Genomic DNA, 17,235 nt, shown 5'->3' with positions numbered 1-17,235 from the left:
GACCCAGGTACGACGTACACGCTGTGTGGCTGTGATGTCAGCGAGTGGGTCTCCGTCTACCTGCAGCAGGTCGGCACGTGTCCCGACTGTGAGTCGGCCGCGGTCTGTTAATCCGAAGACCTCTGCCGGCGCACTGGTTGCAGCGACCAGCGCCTGGGCGGGTGTGAGACCTGCTGTCACCAGATGCACCAGCTCCCGGTGCAGTGAGGCTCCGAAGACCAGGCCGGGGTTCGGTGCGTCTGTGCCTGCAAGGACAGGTACGCCGGCCCGCAGCATCGCCAGCGTGTTCGCCCGAGCTGGCGCGCCGTCCGGGGGCTGTGGCGGCATCCACCGGCGGGACTGCCTGTCCAGCACCCGCCGCCACCGCGCTGGCATCCGTGCCATCAGCTCAGCCTCTTCCAGCAACGGCAACCGCCCAGATAGCCCGTTGAACCCGTCAACGATGTCCAGCGTCGCAATCACTGCCACGCCCGCGTCTGCAACAACGGCCACGTCGTCCGCAGACATCACGTTGGACGGCGCATGCGCGAGTACGTCGACCCCGCACCTCGCGACCGTGACCGCACCGGCCGCCGTCGACACGTGCGCGACCACAGTGAGCCCATGTGCGTGTGCCTCGTCGGTCAACGCCCGTACCGTCGCGGCGTCCAGCGTCGGGATGTTCAGCATCGCACCGGAGCCGTCGTCGTAGATCAGCTTCAGGTGGTCCGCGCCCTCGGCGATCCGGTCGGCCACGAACTGCTTGGCGTCGTCCGGGCCGGTGACGTACGGGAACGGTGGGTACGCGATCGTCGGGTGACCGCCCGGAGCGGTCGCCCCGATGCTCGACGTACGGAAGTCCGAGCCGAGAGCGCGTTCCGCAGCGATCACCTCAGGCATGCTGAACTGGTCGACCAGAGTGGTCACGCCGAACGTCGCCGCGAGCTGAGTGCACCCGGGCACGAGGTGGACGTGCGCATCGATCAAACCGGGAAGCACCGTCGTGCCGGCGCCGTCGATCAGCTCGTCGCCGGCCTGGGCGATCTCGGGGCCACCGATCGCCGCGATCCGGCCGGCCGTGACCCGCAAGCAGTCGGCGGTGAGCGCCTCGCCGCGGTCGACCAGCTGGGTGTGCAGGATGGTGAATGACATGCGCCGGACGCTAAAGGGTGACGTAACGTCATAGTCCAACCTGATTTCCGGAGGTGTCGTGGAGCGCACGGTCAGCGAGGTCGCCCGGCTCGCCGGTGTCTCGGTACGGACGCTGCGCCACTACGACTCGATCGGCCTGCTGCCGCCCGGCCGGGTCGCCCAGAACGGCTACCGGTACTACGGACGGCCCGAATTGCTCCGCCTGCAACGGATCCTGCTGCTCCGCGAACTCGGCGTACCGCTGCCGACGATCTCCCGGATCCTGGACGAGCAGGACGACGAGGTACATGCGCTGCGGGAGCATCGCGAACAACTGCTGCAGGAGCGTCGCCGTCTGGACGCAGTGCTCGGTGCCGTCGACCGGACGATTGCAGGGCTGTCAGGCGACGAGACGGTGACCGACGAGGAGTTCTTCACCGGGCTGTCGCAGGCGAGGTCGCGGCTGAGGGAGGACCTGGCCGAGCGGTTCGGTGAGGCGGCAGCCGAGGGCTTCGAGAAGGCAGTACGGGAGACCGACGGCTGGACTCGCAAGGACTACGACCGCATGGGCGACGAGGGCCGCCGGCTGCTGCTGCGGATGGGTGCCGCCCGGGACCGCGGAGTTCGACCGGACTCCGACGAGGCATTCGAGCTGATCGAGCAGCATTACCAGGGCGTACTACAGCTCTGGCCGGCGACACCCACGACCTACTACGCCCTCGGCGACCTACTCGTGGAGAACGCCGACCAGCGGGCGATCATCGAGATGGTGGACCGCGACCTACCCGAGTGGCTCGCAACGGGAGTCCGTGCGTACGCCGTGCGCAGGCTCGGGTATGTCCCCTAACGACCGGAGGCCCGAAGCAGGTCGGTCCACGCGTCGGCGTCCTCCGTCAGCGACGACCAGCCCGGGCTCGTCCACATCGGCCAGTCACGGGTGTGCTCCCGTAGCCGCGCACAGAGGTCCGCAGGCGGCGCGAACGGTACGCCGAGGCCCTGGCACACGTCGTACCCATGCAAGATCAGCTCCAGCCCGGCCCGCGGCGGAAAGTCGGCCGACCAGTCGCGGTCGAGACCGTCCTGCCAGGCGCTGGCCGTCAGATCGCTCAGCCGTTGAAGATCGTCGACAGTGAATGCCATCCCGTCCACCCAAATCGAGAAGAAACTGTCCGGAGGCCCGTCTAGTGTCGGTGGGGTGAGTGAGCAGCGGGAGTCCTTGGTCCATGTCCGCGAGCTGCGGAAGTCGTATGGCGACTTCGAGGCGGTTCGTGGGATCGACCTGGACGTGTGGCGTGGCGAGGCCTTCGGGTTCCTCGGGCCGAACGGCGCGGGCAAGTCGTCGACGATGCGGATGATCGGCGCGGTCTCCCCGACCAGCGGCGGCACGCTGCGCATCCTCGGCCTCGACCCGGCCACCGACGGCCCGGCGATCCGCGCCCGGCTGGGGGTCTGCCCGCAGGACGACACCCTCGACACCGAGCTGACCGTCCGGGAGAACCTCACGATCTATGGGCGGTACTTCGGGCTCAGCCGGACCGAGTGCCGCGAGCGGGCCGACGAGCTGCTCGAGTTCGTGGCGCTGACCGAGAAGGCGAAGGTCAAGGTCGACGAGCTGTCCGGCGGGATGAAGCGGCGGCTGACGATCGCGCGTTCCCTGGTCAGCAAGCCCGACCTGCTGCTCCTGGACGAGCCGACCACCGGCCTCGACCCACAGGCGCGGCACTTGCTTTGGGACAAGCTGTTCCGGCTCAAGCAGGCCGGCGTGACGCTGATCATCACCACGCACTACATGGACGAGGCCGAGCAGTTGTGCGACCGGCTCGTGGTGATGGACGGCGGGCTGATCGCGGCCGAGGGTTCGCCGTCCGACCTGATCCGGGACTACTCGACGCGCGAGGTGACCGAGCTGCGGTTCGGGCCGGACGTGATGCTGGCCGACCACGACGCCTTGGCCGGCAAGGTCGAGGACCTTGCCCAGCGCATCGAAGTGCTGCCGGACCGCCTGCTGCTCTACACCGACGACGGCGAGCGCGCGGTCGCCGCGGTGCACGAGCGCGGTCTGCAACCGGCTGCGGTGCTGGTGCGACGATCCACGCTCGAAGACGTGTTCCTCAGGCTTACCGGCCGGACGTTGGTGGACTGACATGGCGGTTGCACTGGAGAACGGCCGCCGGATGTTCGACTACTGGCTGACCGTCTACAAGCGGACCTGGAAGGGCACGATGATCAGCAGCTTCCTGCTGCCGATGCTCTACCTGGCCGCGATGGGGATCGGGCTCGGCTCGTTCGTCGACAGCAACGGGACCGGTGCGCTCGGCGGGGTCAGCTATCTGCAGTTCATCGCGCCGGGGCTGCTCGCCTCGACGGCGCTGCAGATCGCGGTCGGCGAGTCGACGTACCCGGTGATGTCCGGGCTGAAGTGGCAGAAGTTCTTCCACTCGATGATCGCGACGCCGCTGCGGCCGGCGGACGTGGTGTACGGGCAGCTGGCGTTCATCGCGTTCCGGGTGCTGAGCTCGTGCGCGGTGTTCCTCGTGATCATCGCGTTGTTCGGCGGGTTGAAGTCGCCGCTGGGGATCCTCGGTCTGCCGGTAGCGCTGCTCGTCGGGATGGCGGTCGCCGGCCCGATCGCGGCGTACGCGACGACCTTGGAGAACGACTCGGGCTTCGCGATGGTCTTCCGCTTCGGCGTGGTCCCGGCCTTCCTGTTCTCCGGTGCGTTCTTCCCGGTCTCGCAGCTGCCGAACTGGATCGAGTGGCTCGCGTACGTGAGTCCGCTGTGGCACGGGGTCGACCTGTGCCGCAACCTGAGCCTCGGCACGGTGAACCCGTGGCTGGCGCTCGTCAACGTCGTCTACCTGCTGGCCTGGTTCATCGCCGGCACCTGGCTCGCCGTCCGCGGCTTCACCCGAAAGTTGATCCGCTGATGGCGACTATCGCAGCCCGGGTCGTCCCGGTTCCGGTCCGGCTCGGCGGCGGCCGGCACATCGTCGAGCGGAACTTCCTGCTCTACCGGCGCTCGTGGGTCGTGTTCCTGTCCGGGTTCTTCGAGCCGGTGTTCTACCTGCTCTCGATCGGCATCGGCGTCGCCCACCTGGTCGGCGACTTCACGTTGTCCGACGGCACCAAGATCGCGTACGCCGCGTTCGTCGCGCCCGCGATGCTGGCCAGCTCGGCGATGAACGGCGCGATCTTCGACTCGACGTACAACATCTTCTTCCGGATGAAGTACGCCAAGCTCTACGACTCGATGCTCGCGACGCCGTTGCGGCCGTGGGACGTGGCGACCGGCGAGGTCACCTGGGCGCTGCTGCGCGGGGCGATCTACTCGGCGATGTTCGTGCTGGTGATGCTGCTGCTGGGACTGGTCTCGTCGTGGTGGGCGCTGCTCACGCTACCGGCCTCGGTGCTGATCGGGTTCGCGTTCGCCGGTGCGGGGATGGCGCTGACCACGTTCATGCGCAGCTGGCAGGACTTCGAGTTCGTGCAGCTCGCGATCATGCCGATGTTCCTGTTCTCGGCCACGTTCTATCCGGTCGAGACCTACCCGGAGGCGATCCGCTGGCTCGTCGAGATCACCCCGCTCTACCAGGGCGTCGTGCTCGAACGCGCCTTCGCCACCGGCGCCGTCAGCTGGTTCCTCCTCGTCCACGCCTTCTACCTGGTGGCCATGGGCACCCTCGGCATGTATGTCGCGTCCCGCCGCCTAGGCAAGCTCCTCCTGAAGTAGCCGGAACCGCAATGCTGTTGGCAGACGTCGCACTGGGCATGGACATGTCCTTCAGCGATCTCGTGCGGGCGCCGAAGGTCGAGTTGCCGGGTGGGGCGCGGCAGTGGGTCGACGATTCGTTGCGGTTGCTGATCGAGCACTTCGGGACCGGCCCGCTGCGTCGGCCTGCCGTCGTACCCGAAGAGTTTGTCCCGGCCGGGTACGACGGGTCGGAGTCGGCCGCACGCGAGCTGTGCCTGCGGATGGCCGAGCGGATGGAGATCCCGTCGGGCCGGATCCGGTTCAGCTTCCGGTTGGAGAAGGTGGTCGAGGCCGGTCAGTTGCTGGGGGCAACGCTCGCCGACGCCTTCGTCGCCCGGAGCCTGCCCGCCTTCCGCGGTGCGGAACCGGCAGACATCGCCGCCGTCCGGGAGTATTCGGTTGTCCTCGGCGCCGCGCCGAGCGACCGGCTCGGACAGCTGCTGGTGGAGTGCGGCGTCGGAGCCGCTGCGCCGGAGGAGCCGGACGGCGTCGATGTCGGGCTGCTGCCGGAGATCCAGCGGTTCGCGTTTCTCGACTTCCTGACCGAGCTCGTCCGCTGCCGGGAGATCGCTGCCGAGCCGGACCCGGCGCGCCGGGATGAGCTGCTGCAGCGGCCGGAGCGGCCGGACCCGGAGGCGGCCGGCCTGGAGTCGTCGGCGGCGGGCCGATGGACCGACCTGACCTACTGCCTTCCAGGGGTCGAGCTTCTGCCCGGATACACCGCGGTGATGCTCGGTTCCGACGTACTCGTGGATCCGGCCGTTCTGATGGCCGCTGCGTCGCACGAGCTCGGTCATCAGGTCCTGATGCCGTCTGACGTGCCGGGTGCGACCGGCGTACTGCGGGAGCCGCTGACCGACCTGTTTGCGGTGCTGCACGGGTTCGGCATCGCGCACGCCAACGCTGCCCTCGACGAGACCACGCTCGGGACGCCGACCGTGGAGACCTTCGGATACCTCGGCGAGACGGCCGTCGCGGAGGCCCTCGCGGCGTACCGCTTTCGCCAGCATCGGCTGCTGCGCGACGGTCCGCTAGTCCCCGCCTGGCATCGGGCCCTCGACCCCGAGCCGCGGGCGCGCTTCGTGGCCCGGCTCGACGAGTTGATCGGAGGTCCGCCCTCCGTCCTCGGCTGGTGATCCAACCGCAATATTCGCGATGGAACGGGCAACCGCCGGGTCGCGTCAGTTCGGTATGAATCTGATCGGTGCGTGGCGGCGCCGGCAACGGGACCGGGGGCTGCTCTACGGCCCGAAGGTCATGCTGCCTGGGGGACCCGAACAATGGATCGAAGACACGCTCGACTGGCTGACGGAGCGGTTCGGGGTCGAGCCGCTGCGCCGTCCGCCGGTGCTGCCGAGCGAGTTCGTGCCCAGCGGGTACGACGGTTCGGAGCGCGCGGCCCGTGAACTCTGTCTGAAGGTCTGCGCCTGGATGGAGGTGCCGGACGACCGGATCCGGTTCAGCTTCCGGATGGACGAGGTCCGCGCCGCCGCCCGCAGCGCGGCCGTTCACCGGCTCCGGGCCGAGCAGCGCGCGAACATCGTGGCGGTGTCGGGGCTGCGGGCAACGATGACCGCGGCCGAGGTCAATGCCCTGGCCGCCGCCGGGTTCGCGCCGGAGATCGGGGTGCTTGCCGAGCGGGAGCTGCAGGCCGAGCTGAACCGCAGTACGGCGATCGCCCAGGAGACCGACCTCGACCGGCGGGCCGCGCTGTGTGATCGCGCCGAGGCTGTCTGGTCGAAGCCGGCGGGCAGCGGATCGCGCGCCTGCTGGCTGGACCTGCGCAGCGGCGACTTCGACGGTTCGGCGGTGATGCTGTCGGCCGACGTACGTGCCGATCCGTCCGCGGTGGTGGCTGCGACGGCTCATGAGCTCGGGCATGAGGTGCTGTGGGGCTATCACCTGATCGACCGGCAACGGCCGGATGCCGAGGCGGTGACCGACCTGTTCGCGATCTTCCACGGGTTCGGGATCTTCCTTGCGAACCAGGCGGTCGAGCGGGTGCCGGGGCGGCGTTCGGCGCTGCAGACGCTCGGTTATCTGGGCGAGCGTGGAGCGTCGGAGGCGTTGGCGGCGTACTGCTTCCGGCGCCATGAGTTGTGGCCGGTGTCGATCCTGCCGGTGATGCCGGCGGAACTCGACCGGTCGGTGCGGATGCGGACGTTCGCGCGGCTCGCGGCGATGGTGAAGGACGCCGAGATCGCGTCGATCCAGGAAGGACCCCGGGAGGTTTGGCATGACGCCGGGCAGGCATGATCCGGCGGGTGAGGAATCCGATCGGGATGATGCGACGAAGCCAGCAGGTGAGGTCCCAGCTGAAGGCGCCGCGGGAACGATTGCCCGGTGGAAGCCGGCGGTGGATCCGCTCGTCGATGAACTGGCTGGTCGCGGAGTTCGGCCGCGACATCCTGCTCCGGCCGATCGCGCTGCCGGCCGATGTCATTCCCGACGGGTACGACGGGAGCCGGGCCGCGGCAACCGAGCTCTGTGCCCGGGTCGACGGCCGAATGGATCTGCGGCCCGGTCAATGCGGGCTCAGCTTCGAGCTGAACGGAGTACGTCGCCCGTCGAACCGCGGGACGACTGCGGTGGTGAAGGAACAGCACGGCCGCTGGAGCCGCGGCGCCGACCAGAACCAGATCGAACTCTCGCCCACGCTGGCCGCCGACCCGGTCGCACTGATCGCGATCTACGCCCACGAGGTCGGGCACGAACTCCTGCTCGGCGGCGACCGGATCACCCTCACCCGGCGACCTGACCACGAGCCGCTCACCGACCTCATCACCGTCTTCTACGGGCTCGGCGTCTTCACCGCCAACGCGGCGTACGAACGTCGCCCGCGACCGAACGGACGAGGCAAGCAGCCGGTCGCCCGCGGATACCTGCGCGAGGCCGCGCTGGCCGAGGCCCTCGCGTACTACGCCCTGCTCCGCGGCGAACGCCACCCGGACTGGGACCGCCACCTGGACCCGCCGGTACGCCGAGGCATGCGAAACCAGCTAACCGTGCTCCACCGCTAGCTACGGCTCGAGGAGTTTGCGCAGCCACCACATGCCGCCGCGGACCATCGAGTCTCTGCTGGGGCCGGTCAGGTGGTCAGGGAGGTGGGCATAGGTCATGGTTTGGTGGAGTGCGCCCAGCTCCGTCGCCAGGGTCAGCGCCCGGCGGAGGTCTGGGGGAGTCGCGTACTCCTCCCACTCGCTCAGGTACGCGTCCAGCACGCGCTGATCCGCGGACAGCGGTGACCGCTCCGCCTCGATGAACGTGACCATGTCCAGGAAGGGATGCGACAACGCTGCATCCGTCCAGTCGAACGCCAGCACCTGGTCGCCGCGGACCGCGACGTTCCGGGGATGGAGGTCGCCGTGGAGCAGGGTCTCCGGGATGCCGATCGCCGACAGCTCGTTGATTGCCTCGTGCAACTGTTTTGCGCGGTCGGGGAGCAGACTGCGCTCCTCGGGCTCGAGTTGGTCGGTCATCGCGTTCGGGCCGAGCAGCCTGTCGAGCTCGGCGTCGAGTACGGCGAGGCGGCGGTCGACGCAGGTGAACTCCAGCAGCCGTTCCGGCCGATCCGCGTAGCCACGTTGCAGACGGGCGTGGCGCCGTACGGCGTCGATCCACACCTCGACGGCGGTCTCGTCGGCCAGCGGTGTGCCCAGGTCGGGGAGGAGCATCCACGCACGCTTCTCGTCGATCGCGATCGGCGCCGGGACCTCGCCCGGGTGGTCCGCGGACGCGCGCTGGAGAAACAGAGGCTCATGGGCGAACAGGAACGGCAGCGCGTCCGGGCGGGTCGGCTCGATCGTGGTGGAGTGCGCGATCGCCTTGAAGTAGACGTCGCCGCCGGCCGTCGGGATGCGCAGTACGTTCGAGAGACCCCACGACTTGATCTGCGTCCACGGTCCGGTCGCCTCCACCTGCTCACCGATCCACGGGATCGCCTCGTCGTACCACTCCGGCTTGCTCCAACCGGGCAGGTCCGAGTTCCCGCCACCCGGGAGCACCTGGTAGGTCAGCGGCTCCTCGGACAGACAGGTCAGCACGGCAGTGTCTGTCCCCTGCGCACGCAACGCGAGGATTGTCGCCTCGACATCAGGAAACCAGGTCCCATCCGGGATCTCGACGAAGGTATCTGCCCCGCCGACAACCGTGACTCTCATAAGCTGGAGCGTACGTGGTCGACCAGGCTGATCAGGAACTTGCCCGGTTCCTCCCATGGCGCGAGATGTGCGGAGTGCTCGAACCAAATCGCTTGTTTATAAGGGGCTTCGACCGCCTCGAGCCAGGTCTCGACTGGTTTCGTCGGGGTCGTGTAGTCGTGCCGGCCGAAGAACATCAGCACCGGGATCGGGAACTCGGTCACGCCGGAGTAGTCGACCTCGAGCATCTCGTCGAGCACTCGGCCGAGCGTGAACTCGTTGCCCTCGCCAATCGTCTCGCTCTCCTCGACCGTGTACTCCGGTGACAGCAGCGGCGCCTGGAAGAAGTACAGCGAGTCCTCGCGGTACGCCGACAGGCCGCCGCGGTACTGCGCCCACTGCCGCGCGATGATGATCCGCTCGCGGGTGACCGGCTCGTCGCCGGGGTACGGCGCGATCGACGCGAGCTGCTCCAGGGCCTCGGTGTGATCGTGCTCCTGGGCCTGCTGCATCGCGTACTCGAAGCACAGCGCCTCGTTCGCGCGGGCGTCGACGATCTGCCCGATCCCGACGTACGCGTGGAACAGATCGGGCCGGTCCAGCGCGGCCTGCATCGCCACGATGCTGCCCCAGCTGTGCCCGAGCAGGATGAGTTTCTCGACGCCGTACCGCTCCCTGACCTGCTCGGCGAGCTCGATCGCATCCGCGGCGTACTGCGCGACCGTCAGCGTGTCCGCGATCGTCTCGGGGTCCACCGCACGCAGCGTGCGACCGGCGGCGCGCTGGTCGTAGGTGACGACGGTGAAGTACTCCTCGACCGGCCGCTGGAACTGCCAGGCCGCCGGCGCGAGCGGGGACGCGGGACCGCCGTGGACGAAGAAGATGACGGGGTTGGAGCGATCCTGGCCGCGGGCGTAGACGCAGTGGTCGATGCCGCCGGCCGTCAGCTCGAAGTTCTCCTGGACGCCCGACGGCGTCACGATGCGATGCAGGTCCGCGATGACCTCGCGGGCGTCGTCGAAGGTCTCAGTCACCCGTCGAGGGTAGAGGCTCGCAGGTCTTCACCAGCGGTGCGTGCAGACGCTCGGCGAGCACGCGGCGCTGGGTCGGCTGCGCCTCGCCCTGAAGCTGCAGACCCTCGTCGGTCAGCCGGACGTTGATCGCGCGGCGGTCCTCCGGGCACATGTGGCGCTCGACCAGGCCGGCGACCTCGAGACGGCCGATCACCCGGGACAGGGCACTCTGGCTCAGATGCACCGACTTGGCGATCGTCGCGACCTTCGCGGAGTGCTCCGGCAGCTCCGCGAGCCGCTCGAGCACCTCGTACTCACTCATGCCCAGCGAGTGACCCACCTGCAGCGCCCGGTCGAGGGCGCAGGTCAGGTCGGCGTGGCGAGCCAGGAGCTCGCGCCATTCGCGGACATCGGCGTTGGTCTCACCAGTCCCAACGCTGACCTTCGTAGCGGCCATGACGGTGACCATAGCATGCACGCGCATTCAATGCAAACGCATTTAATGCCTAGACATTAGATGCACATGCATGCAATAGTCTCTGCTCGTGACTACGCAAACCACATCACCTGCCCGGATGACCTGGGACGCACGCCTGTGGGGCGCCCTCCTGGTGGTCTGCGGCGTGATCTTCCTCGACGGCCTGGACGTGTCCATGGTCGGCATGTCACTGCCGTCCATCGGCGCCGACCTGGGCGTCTCCCTTTCGTCTCTCCAGTGGGTCGTGACCGGCTACGTGCTCGGGTACGGCGGCCTGCTGCTCCTCGGCGGGCGGACCGCCGATCTGCTCGGCCGGCGTCGCGTCTTCCTGATCGCGCTGGCCGTGTTCGCCGTCGTCTCGATGCTGAGCTCGCTGGCGAGCAACCCCGAACTGCTCATCGCGGCGCGGTTCGTGAAGGGTGTCGCCGCGGCGTTCACCGCCCCGGCCGCGCTCTCGATCATCACGACGACCTTCCACGAGGGCCCGGATCGCAACCGCGCCCTCAGCATCTTCACCACCTGCGCCGCCAGCGGGTTCTCGATGGGCCTGATCCTCGGCGGCGCGCTGACCGAGGTCGGCTGGCGCTGGACCTTCCTGATGCCCGGCCCGGTCGCCCTGATCGTGCTGCTGTTCGGCCTCAAGCTGATCCCGAGCAGCCCGCGTGACGACGCCGCCGGCGGGTACGACGTACCCGGTGCGGTCACCGTCACCGGCGGCATGCTGTCCCTGGTGTACGCCGTCGTCGGCGCCGAGCACGCCGGTTGGGTGTCGGTGCAGACCTTCGGGCTGTTCGCGCTCGCGATCGTGCTGCTGACGAGCTTCGTCGTGATCGAGCAGCGGACCAAGCACCCGCTGGTCCGGCTCGGCATCCTGCGCAACCCGTCGCTGCGGCGGGCGAACCTGGCCATCCTGACCGTCTTCGGTTCGTACGTCGCCTTCCAGCTGATCGGCACCATGTACTTCCAGAACCTGCTGGGCTGGTCGTCGTTCCAGACCGCGCTGGGCTTCCTCCCGGCCGGGCTGCTGGTCGCCACGCTCTCGCCGAACGTCGGCAAGATCGTGGACCGGGTCGGCACCGAGAAGATGATCATCCTGGCGATGGGCCTGTTCGTGGCGGGCTACGCCCTGTCGCTGCGGATCGGCCCGGAGTCGGCGTACTTCTCGACCGTGTTCCCGACGATCATGCTGCTCGGCCTCGGGTTCGCGATCGGGTTCCCGTCGCTGAACATCCAGGCGGTGTCCGGGGTTCCGGACCACGAGCAGGGGCTCGCGTCCGGGCTGTTCAACACGTCGAACCAGGTCGGCGGCGCGGTGGTTCTCGCAGTCGTGACTGCGGTGATCAGCGCCCAGTCTGCCGGTGTCACCACGGCGGCCGGCGTGCTGCCGGCGTACAAGACCGGGCTGGGGGTCGTGACAGGGATCGCGGCGCTCGGACTGGTGATCGCGCTGACCGGTCTGCGCGGGCTGAAGGCTCGCCGGGCCGTGGAGGAGCAGGAGGCGGCCGAGCTGACCGCCGTACAGGACGAGCTGGCGTCGGAGGAGATGACGCCGGCGGCGTGACAACAACCAGCTCCCGCGCGGGGCTGTGAGGTTATAGATGATGTGGTGCGGACCCTCTCGGGGGTCCGCACCGCTGTATCTCCGGGGCTTCCCCGATTGGTTTAGACCTCGCCGGGTGCTGGACTGGGGGTATGAGCAACCAGAGCTACGACCGGCAGGTCAAGGACATCCTCGACCGGGTCGCCAAGGGCCACCTCTCTCCCGAGGAGGCCACCACCCTCATCGCCGCCGTCAAGACCGCCCCATCCGAGCCCGAAGCTCCGGTTGCTGATGACGCAGACTCGGCCTCCGGCAGCAAGACGTCGTGGCCGACCGACGACGACCTGCCGAGCCCGTCCGCGTGGGCGGAGGCGGTCGATTCCCCGAACGCCGACCCGGTGCAGGACGTTGTGGCTGAAGACGAGCCTGAGCCGGTGGAGGAGGAGCACAGCAATGTGCCGGTTCCGGCGGGGGTGCAGCGGGTCACCGTACGGGCGATCGGGCGGCGGGTGCGGCTGATCGGTGAGCCGGCCGTGAACGGCGTAGCGGTCGACGGTCCGCACGTGATCAAGCGCGACGGCGACACGCTCGCGATCAGCAGTGAAGGCGACATGGGCGTCTCGATCGACGGGTTCAGCATGCTGCGCAACCCGACCGACCTGAAGGCGCACGTCAACGGTCTCGCCAAGGAGCTGTCGGTCCGCGTCAACCCGAGCCTGCAGGTCGAGGTCGAGGTCACCGGCGGCAGCGTCAACGCCGAGCGCCTGCCCGGTCTGACCCGTGTCCGTGTCACCGCCGGTACGGCGAAGGTCGCGGACGTCGACGGCCCGATCGACGTACTCGTCCAGGCCGGCTCGGCCAACCTGGACGCCCAGATCACCAAGGGCCGCTCCCGCGTCCGCGTCGAGTCCGGTACGGCGCAGGTCGCGCTCCGCCGCGGCTCCGACGTCCACGTCCACACCGAGGCCCAGCTCGGCCGGGTCACCTGGTCCGGCGCCGTCTCCGGCCAGTCCAAGGACGTCGAGATCGGCCGCGGCCGCGCCGCCCTGGACGTCGAGGTCCTCGTCGGCACCGCTCAGATCGCCTCGGACTGAGTCAGGTCCTGCACTGTTCGCAGTCTGCGGAGCGGGGAGAGGTAGAGGACGGCGTTGCCGGCGAGGGTGCCGAGGCCTGCTATCCACAGGGTGGTGTGCAGGCCGAACGCTGTGCCCAGTGCCCCGCCGAGCAGGCTGCCGATGGGGGCGGCGCCCCAGCTGACGAAGCTCATGGTGGCGCTCACCCGGCCCTGTAGTTCGGGCGGGCACAGCCGTTGCTGCGTACTGACCTGCAGGATGTAGCTGACGATGATGCAGAAGCCGGCGAGCAGCGTGCCGAGCACGAACCAGCTGACCCGCCAGCCGGGCGCGGTCATCGCCTGCACGGTGAACGCGACACCGATCCCGGTCGATGACACCAGCAGCGTGCGGGCATCGCCGTACCGCTGGCTGATGCGTTCGGTGACGACGGAGGCGACGATCGCGCCACCGAGACCGATCATGCTGAGTACGCCGATGGTTGCCGGCTGCAAATGAACCGCGCGGACGAGGTAGACGATCATGATCGCGCCGGCCGCCGCCTGGAACAGCATCGTCACCATCGTGTTGAGCGCGAGCGGTCGCAGCAGCGGGTGATGGAACACGTGCCGCATGCCGTCCGCGATCTCGCGCCGCAGGTCCGGCCGTTCGGGCTTCACCGGCTCGGCCTCCGGCGTACGGATCGAACGCAGCCACACCGCTGACCACACGAAGCTGAGCGCGTCGAGCCCTATCGTCAGGGCCGCGCCGAGCCACTGGACGAGGATCCCGCTCGCGCCCGCGCCGACGACTGCCGCGATCGAGTGGTTGGACGCCAGTTTGGCGTTGCCCGGGAGCAGGCGATCCCGCTCGAGCAGCCGTGGCAGGTACGAGCTGTGCGCCACCTCGAACAGCACTGTGAGGATCCCGGCCGGCACGAGTACGGCGTACACCTGGGTGAGCGTCAGTACGTCGAACCACCAGGCGATCGGGATCGACGCATAGAGCAGCGCGCGCAGCACGTCGGCGTACACCAGGACCGGGCGGCAGCGGATCCGATCGGCCCACGCCCCCGCGAACAGGCCCAGGACCAGCCAGGCGCCCGTCTCACAGGTCCGGAGCAGCGAGACCTGGAGCGTCGACGCGTTCAGCGTGAGTACGGCGAGCAGCGGGATCGCGCCCATGCTCAGGCGGGAACCGAGCTGACTGAGCAGGTCGGCGGCCCACAGCCGGCGGAAATCCGGGTGACGGAGGATGCCCATTCCGCGACCGTAGAGCCTGAGTTGAGCCCTGTCGACTCAAGTATCAAAAAAGTTGAGTCGAGGGGACTCAATATAATTCCCGGGTGAAATTGTCGGCGATCTCCGGCAGGATGGTGGCCTGCGTCACATCCAGAAGGGGGACGTGCGGATGGCTGCAATCGAGGCGACCGGCCTCGTGAAGACGTTCAAGGGCAGGAAGTCGACGGTCAAGGCGCTCGACGGGATCGATCTCGACGTGCCGGAGGGGACGGTTCTCGGCCTGCTCGGGCCGAACGGCGCGGGCAAGACCACGGCCGTCCGGGTGCTGACCACACTGCTCCGGCCAGACGCCGGCACGGCCCGGGTGCTGGGCTACGACGTGGTGAGGGACGCGGACACAGTCCGCGGTCTCGTCGGCCTCTCCGGGCAGTACGCCGCCGTCGACGAACTGCTGACCGGCCGGGAGAACCTGTGGATGTTCGGCCGGCTCTACCGACTGCCGAGCGACCAGGCCAGGCGCCGGGCGGACGAACTGCTGGCCACGTTCGACCTGACCGACGCCGCAGACCGGATCCTGAAGACGTACTCCGGTGGCATGCGTCGCCGCCTCGACCTGGCCGGCTCGCTGATCGCGCACCCGAAGGTGCTGTTCCTCGACGAGCCGACGACCGGCCTCGACCCGCGATCCCGGCTCGACCTGTGGCAGATCATCCGCGATCGCGTCCGCGAAGGCGTGACGATCCTGCTCACCACGCAGTACCTCGAGGAGGCCGACGAGTTGGCCGACAGCATCGCGGTCGTCGACCACGGCTCGGTGATCGCCCGCGGTACGGCAGACGAGCTCAAGGCGAAGGTCGGCGGCGAGCGGATCGAGGTCGTCGTACATGACCCGAGTGACCTGACCCGGGCGCTGGAGCTGCTCACGGATGCGCTTGGGATCGTCGATCCGGAGGCGACCTCGCTCGAGGAGCACGCGCGCCGGATCACGGTGCCGGCCCCGGGCGGTTCGAGTGCGCTGGTCGAGGTGATCCGGACGCTGGACGCCGCGCAGATCCGGATCGCCGATATCGGCCTGCGACGGCCGACGCTGGACGACGTGTTCCTCACCCTGACCGGGCACGAGGCTGAGCAGAAGGAGTCGGTGTGAGTATCGAGGTGCCGGGCCGGGTGAATCCGGTCGGGCGGGCGCTGTCGGATGCCGGGGTCCTGGCCTGGCGGAGTCTGAAGCGGATCCCGCGGACGCCGGACATGCTGATCTACGCGACCATCCAGCCGATTATGTTCGTGCTGCTGTTCGCCTACGTGTTCGGGAACGCGATCCCGATCCCCGGATTCCCCGGACCGCGCGCGTACCGGGAGTTCCTGATGGCCGGGATCTTCGCGCAGACGGTGGCGTTCGCGGTCGCGTCGGCGAGCGTCGGGCTGGCCGACGATATGTCGAAGGGGCTGATCGACCGGTTCAGGTCGTTGCCGATGGCAAGGTCCGGGGTGATCGCCGGGCGGGTCGTCGGCGACCTGGTCTTCAACGCGTTCGTGATGCTGATCATGGTGCTCTGCGGCTTCGTCGTCGGCTGGCGCTGGCACAACGGGTTCGCCCAGGCGATGGCGGCGTTCGCGATCCTGCTGCTGTTCGCGTTCTCGATGCTCTGGGTGGGTGCGCTGATCGGGTTGTCCGTCGGCGGTCCCGAGGTGGCGTCGTCCGCGGGGCTCATCTGGCTGTTCCCGCTGACCTTCCTCTCGAACGCATTCGTCCCGACACCACAGCTGCCGAGCGCCCTGCAACCGATCGCCGAATGGAACCCGATCTCCTCGATCGTCGCCGCTTGCCGCCACCTCTTCGGCAACCCGTCCCCCTTCGCCAGCCCCGACGGCTTCCCCGCCCAACACCCCGTCTGGCTCTCCCTCATCTGGTGCTCCGCCATCATCGCCATCTTCGCGCCCCTGGCAGTCCGCAAGTACCGCAGCGCCACCACCCACTGAGAAGAGCAAGGAACGAAGAGATTCAGGGCTGTGGTCGGCTTCGACGGCAGCCCGTGAGTCTGCTGTGCTCCATAGCTTGTCAGGGCGGGCGTCGGCCGACCGTGACCGAGCAATCCAGGGTTGCGACGCGAGGTTTCTGGCCCAGATAGGACGCAAGGACCTCCAGGGCGAGCTGGTGGAGGACACGAACGGCGCCTCGACCGACGGCAGCCAGCCGTTCAGCTTCTCCGCGTCGGCCTTCCGGCCGAGCGCCTCACCGACGAGCAGCGTTTTCTGGGCTAGATAGACGGTGACGAACTCGTCCAGTGCCCGCTTGACGGTCGCGCCCTGGCCCGCGGATTTGCGCCTGCTGGCAATGCAAGAACGATCCCGCCAGGCGGCCCGCGCACCTGCGGCTGGTCGCCCCGCGAAGCAGGGGCTGGGTCGGTGGCCTGGCAACGGCGATCTGGTCTGTCGTCAGCCGAGCTTCCCGCCTCGCCCACGATCCAGGTGACGTTTATGAAGCCGCTGCTCCCGGATGCCGCGTGGCGGTGTCGCGTGCCCAGGTCGAGCACGGCACTCATGCCGCGACCAACCGCTCCTCGCAGAGACTGCCCCCTCAACGGCCCAACCCTGACCTTGTCGGCAAGCTCCGCGGCCAGGATCGCGACAGCTGCGTGGTGCGCCGGTTCGTCTTGTAAATAAGGGGTTCCAGCGGTTCTACTGATTTGGCGAGCTGCTCCAGACCATGTAGAATCGAACACATGTTCGACACGGATCTGGAGCAGCTGTCGACGGCCGACCTCCTCGAGTCCGCCGCCGAACACCGCGCGACGGCCAACCAGGCCGACACACGACTGCTGCAGCACGCCCAGATCTACGCCGACCGCCACCACCCGTCGGTCTGCGCCACCCGCCCGATCCGTCCCGGCCGCCGGGTGGCCGATGGGCG

General features: G+C 68.6%; 17 protein-coding genes and 1 pseudogene. 12 read left to right on the top strand and 6 right to left on the bottom strand.

Annotation, left to right across the window (positions count from 1 at the left end; translation table 11 throughout):
• Positions 1–57: 57 nt before the first annotated feature.
• Positions 58–1,131 (bottom strand): annotated as a pseudogene (locus ABT313_RS24050) (amidohydrolase family protein); the annotation flags it as partial.
• A 58-nt stretch (positions 1,132–1,189) separates the two neighbouring features.
• Between ABT313_RS24050 and ABT313_RS24045 the strand changes: the two are divergent.
• On the top strand, positions 1,190–1,957 hold the full coding sequence (locus ABT313_RS24045) for a MerR family transcriptional regulator (RefSeq protein ID WP_350857920.1): 768 nt from the start codon (positions 1,190–1,192) through the stop codon (positions 1,955–1,957).
• On the opposite strand, the gene ABT313_RS24040 is transcribed toward ABT313_RS24045, so the two are convergent.
• Entirely contained in the window at positions 1,954–2,250 is a 297-nt protein-coding gene (locus tag ABT313_RS24040) for a hypothetical protein (protein ID WP_350857918.1), read from the bottom strand. The two genes, ABT313_RS24045 and ABT313_RS24040, sit on opposite strands and share 4 nt — an antisense overlap.
• A gap of 55 nt (positions 2,251–2,305) precedes the next feature.
• On the opposite strand from ABT313_RS24040, the gene ABT313_RS24035 reads away from it, so the two are divergent.
• Genes ABT313_RS24035 through ABT313_RS24010 form a run of 6 tightly spaced genes read left to right on the top strand, consistent with a single transcriptional unit; the run spans position 2,306 to position 7,881 of the window.
• Entirely contained in the window at positions 2,306–3,253 is a 948-nt protein-coding gene (locus tag ABT313_RS24035) for an ABC transporter ATP-binding protein (protein ID WP_350857915.1), read from the top strand.
• A gap of 1 nt (position 3,254) precedes the next feature.
• A complete protein-coding gene (locus ABT313_RS24030) occupies positions 3,255–4,037 on the top strand; it encodes an ABC transporter permease (RefSeq protein ID WP_350857912.1) in 783 nt (260 codons plus the stop codon).
• Positions 4,037–4,840 (top strand): ABC transporter permease, encoded by an 804-nt coding sequence (locus ABT313_RS24025; protein WP_350857909.1) that lies wholly within the window; start codon positions 4,037–4,039, stop codon positions 4,838–4,840. The genes ABT313_RS24030 and ABT313_RS24025 overlap by 1 nt, the downstream gene beginning before the upstream one ends.
• Positions 4,841–4,851: 11 nt before the next feature.
• The gene (locus ABT313_RS24020; protein WP_350857906.1) at positions 4,852–5,997 is read left to right on the top strand and encodes a hypothetical protein; all 1,146 of its coding nucleotides are present in this window, start codon (positions 4,852–4,854) and stop codon (positions 5,995–5,997) included.
• A 19-nt stretch (positions 5,998–6,016) separates the two neighbouring features.
• Complete coding sequence (locus ABT313_RS24015) at positions 6,017–7,117, top strand: hypothetical protein (RefSeq protein WP_350857903.1); 1,101 nt, start codon at positions 6,017–6,019, stop codon at positions 7,115–7,117.
• An 8-nt stretch (positions 7,118–7,125) separates the two neighbouring features.
• Positions 7,126–7,881, top strand: coding sequence for a hypothetical protein (locus tag ABT313_RS24010; protein ID WP_350857900.1), 756 nt, complete (start codon positions 7,126–7,128; stop codon positions 7,879–7,881).
• Here the strand turns inward: ABT313_RS24010 and ABT313_RS24005 are convergent, their stop codons facing one another.
• From ABT313_RS24005 to ABT313_RS23995, 3 genes are read right to left on the bottom strand one after another with little or no spacing between them, the layout of a single operon-like run.
• The gene (locus ABT313_RS24005) at positions 7,882–9,021 is read right to left on the bottom strand and encodes an aminoglycoside phosphotransferase family protein (RefSeq protein ID WP_350857897.1); all 1,140 of its coding nucleotides are present in this window, start codon (positions 9,019–9,021) and stop codon (positions 7,882–7,884) included.
• Entirely contained in the window at positions 9,018–10,034 is a 1,017-nt protein-coding gene (locus ABT313_RS24000) for an alpha/beta hydrolase (RefSeq protein ID WP_350857894.1), read from the bottom strand. Before ABT313_RS24000 ends, ABT313_RS24005 begins: the two co-directional genes overlap by 4 nt.
• A complete protein-coding gene (locus ABT313_RS23995) occupies positions 10,027–10,470 on the bottom strand; it encodes a MarR family winged helix-turn-helix transcriptional regulator (RefSeq protein WP_350857892.1) in 444 nt (147 codons plus the stop codon). The genes ABT313_RS24000 and ABT313_RS23995 overlap by 8 nt, the downstream gene beginning before the upstream one ends.
• Before the next feature lie 88 nt (positions 10,471–10,558).
• Between ABT313_RS23995 and ABT313_RS23990 the strand changes: the two genes are divergently transcribed.
• Both ABT313_RS23990 and ABT313_RS23985 read left to right on the top strand, forming a co-directional pair.
• Entirely contained in the window at positions 10,559–12,052 is a 1,494-nt protein-coding gene (locus ABT313_RS23990; RefSeq protein ID WP_350857889.1) for an MFS transporter, read from the top strand.
• A 131-nt stretch (positions 12,053–12,183) separates the two neighbouring features.
• Positions 12,184–13,125: a hypothetical protein gene (locus ABT313_RS23985; protein ID WP_350857886.1), complete on the top strand. Its 942-nt coding sequence runs from the start codon at positions 12,184–12,186 to the stop codon at positions 13,123–13,125.
• Here the strand turns inward: ABT313_RS23985 and ABT313_RS23980 are convergent.
• A complete protein-coding gene (locus tag ABT313_RS23980; RefSeq protein ID WP_350857883.1) occupies positions 13,107–14,345 on the bottom strand; it encodes an MFS transporter in 1,239 nt (412 codons plus the stop codon). The two genes, ABT313_RS23985 and ABT313_RS23980, sit on opposite strands and share 19 nt — an antisense overlap.
• A gap of 148 nt (positions 14,346–14,493) precedes the next feature.
• On the opposite strand from ABT313_RS23980, the gene ABT313_RS23975 reads away from it, so the two are divergent.
• From ABT313_RS23975 to ABT313_RS23965, 3 genes are all read left to right on the top strand, one after another.
• A complete protein-coding gene (locus tag ABT313_RS23975; RefSeq protein ID WP_350857880.1) occupies positions 14,494–15,471 on the top strand; it encodes an ATP-binding cassette domain-containing protein in 978 nt (325 codons plus the stop codon).
• Positions 15,468–16,304: an ABC transporter permease gene (locus ABT313_RS23970; protein ID WP_350857878.1), complete on the top strand. Its 837-nt coding sequence runs from the start codon at positions 15,468–15,470 to the stop codon at positions 16,302–16,304. The genes ABT313_RS23975 and ABT313_RS23970 overlap by 4 nt, the downstream gene beginning before the upstream one ends.
• A gap of 743 nt (positions 16,305–17,047) precedes the next feature.
• A partial coding sequence (locus ABT313_RS23965; RefSeq protein ID WP_350857875.1) for a hypothetical protein occupies positions 17,048–17,235 on the top strand: 188 nt, incomplete at its 3' end.

This window comes from Kribbella sp. NPDC000426, assembly GCF_040300265.1.
Lineage (GTDB): Bacteria > Actinomycetota > Actinomycetes > Propionibacteriales > Kribbellaceae > Kribbella.
The sequence above is the reverse complement of the archived record's forward strand: the minus strand, read 5'-3'. Positions and strand labels throughout refer to the sequence as shown.

What these genes read in the sequence shown, in the direction of transcription:
- ABT313_RS24040 (WP_350857918.1), bottom strand. Translation starts at nt 2,250, where the DNA reads ATGGCATTCACTGTCGACGATCTTCAACGGCTGAGCGATCTGACGGCC.
- ABT313_RS24030 (WP_350857912.1), top strand. Translation starts at nt 3,255, where the DNA reads ATGGCGGTTGCACTGGAGAACGGCCGCCGGATGTTCGACTACTGGCTG.
- ABT313_RS24025 (WP_350857909.1), top strand. Translation starts at nt 4,037, where the DNA reads ATGGCGACTATCGCAGCCCGGGTCGTCCCGGTTCCGGTCCGGCTCGGC.
- ABT313_RS24020 (WP_350857906.1), top strand. Translation starts at nt 4,852, where the DNA reads ATGCTGTTGGCAGACGTCGCACTGGGCATGGACATGTCCTTCAGCGAT.
- ABT313_RS24015 (WP_350857903.1), top strand. Translation starts at nt 6,017, where the DNA reads ATGGAACGGGCAACCGCCGGGTCGCGTCAGTTCGGTATGAATCTGATC.
- ABT313_RS24005 (WP_350857897.1), bottom strand. Translation starts at nt 9,021, where the DNA reads ATGAGAGTCACGGTTGTCGGCGGGGCAGATACCTTCGTCGAGATCCCG.
- ABT313_RS23995 (WP_350857892.1), bottom strand. Translation starts at nt 10,470, where the DNA reads ATGGCCGCTACGAAGGTCAGCGTTGGGACTGGTGAGACCAACGCCGAT.
- ABT313_RS23985 (WP_350857886.1), top strand. Translation starts at nt 12,184, where the DNA reads ATGAGCAACCAGAGCTACGACCGGCAGGTCAAGGACATCCTCGACCGG.
- ABT313_RS23980 (WP_350857883.1), bottom strand. Translation starts at nt 14,345, where the DNA reads ATGGGCATCCTCCGTCACCCGGATTTCCGCCGGCTGTGGGCCGCCGAC.
- ABT313_RS23975 (WP_350857880.1), top strand. Translation starts at nt 14,494, where the DNA reads ATGGCTGCAATCGAGGCGACCGGCCTCGTGAAGACGTTCAAGGGCAGG.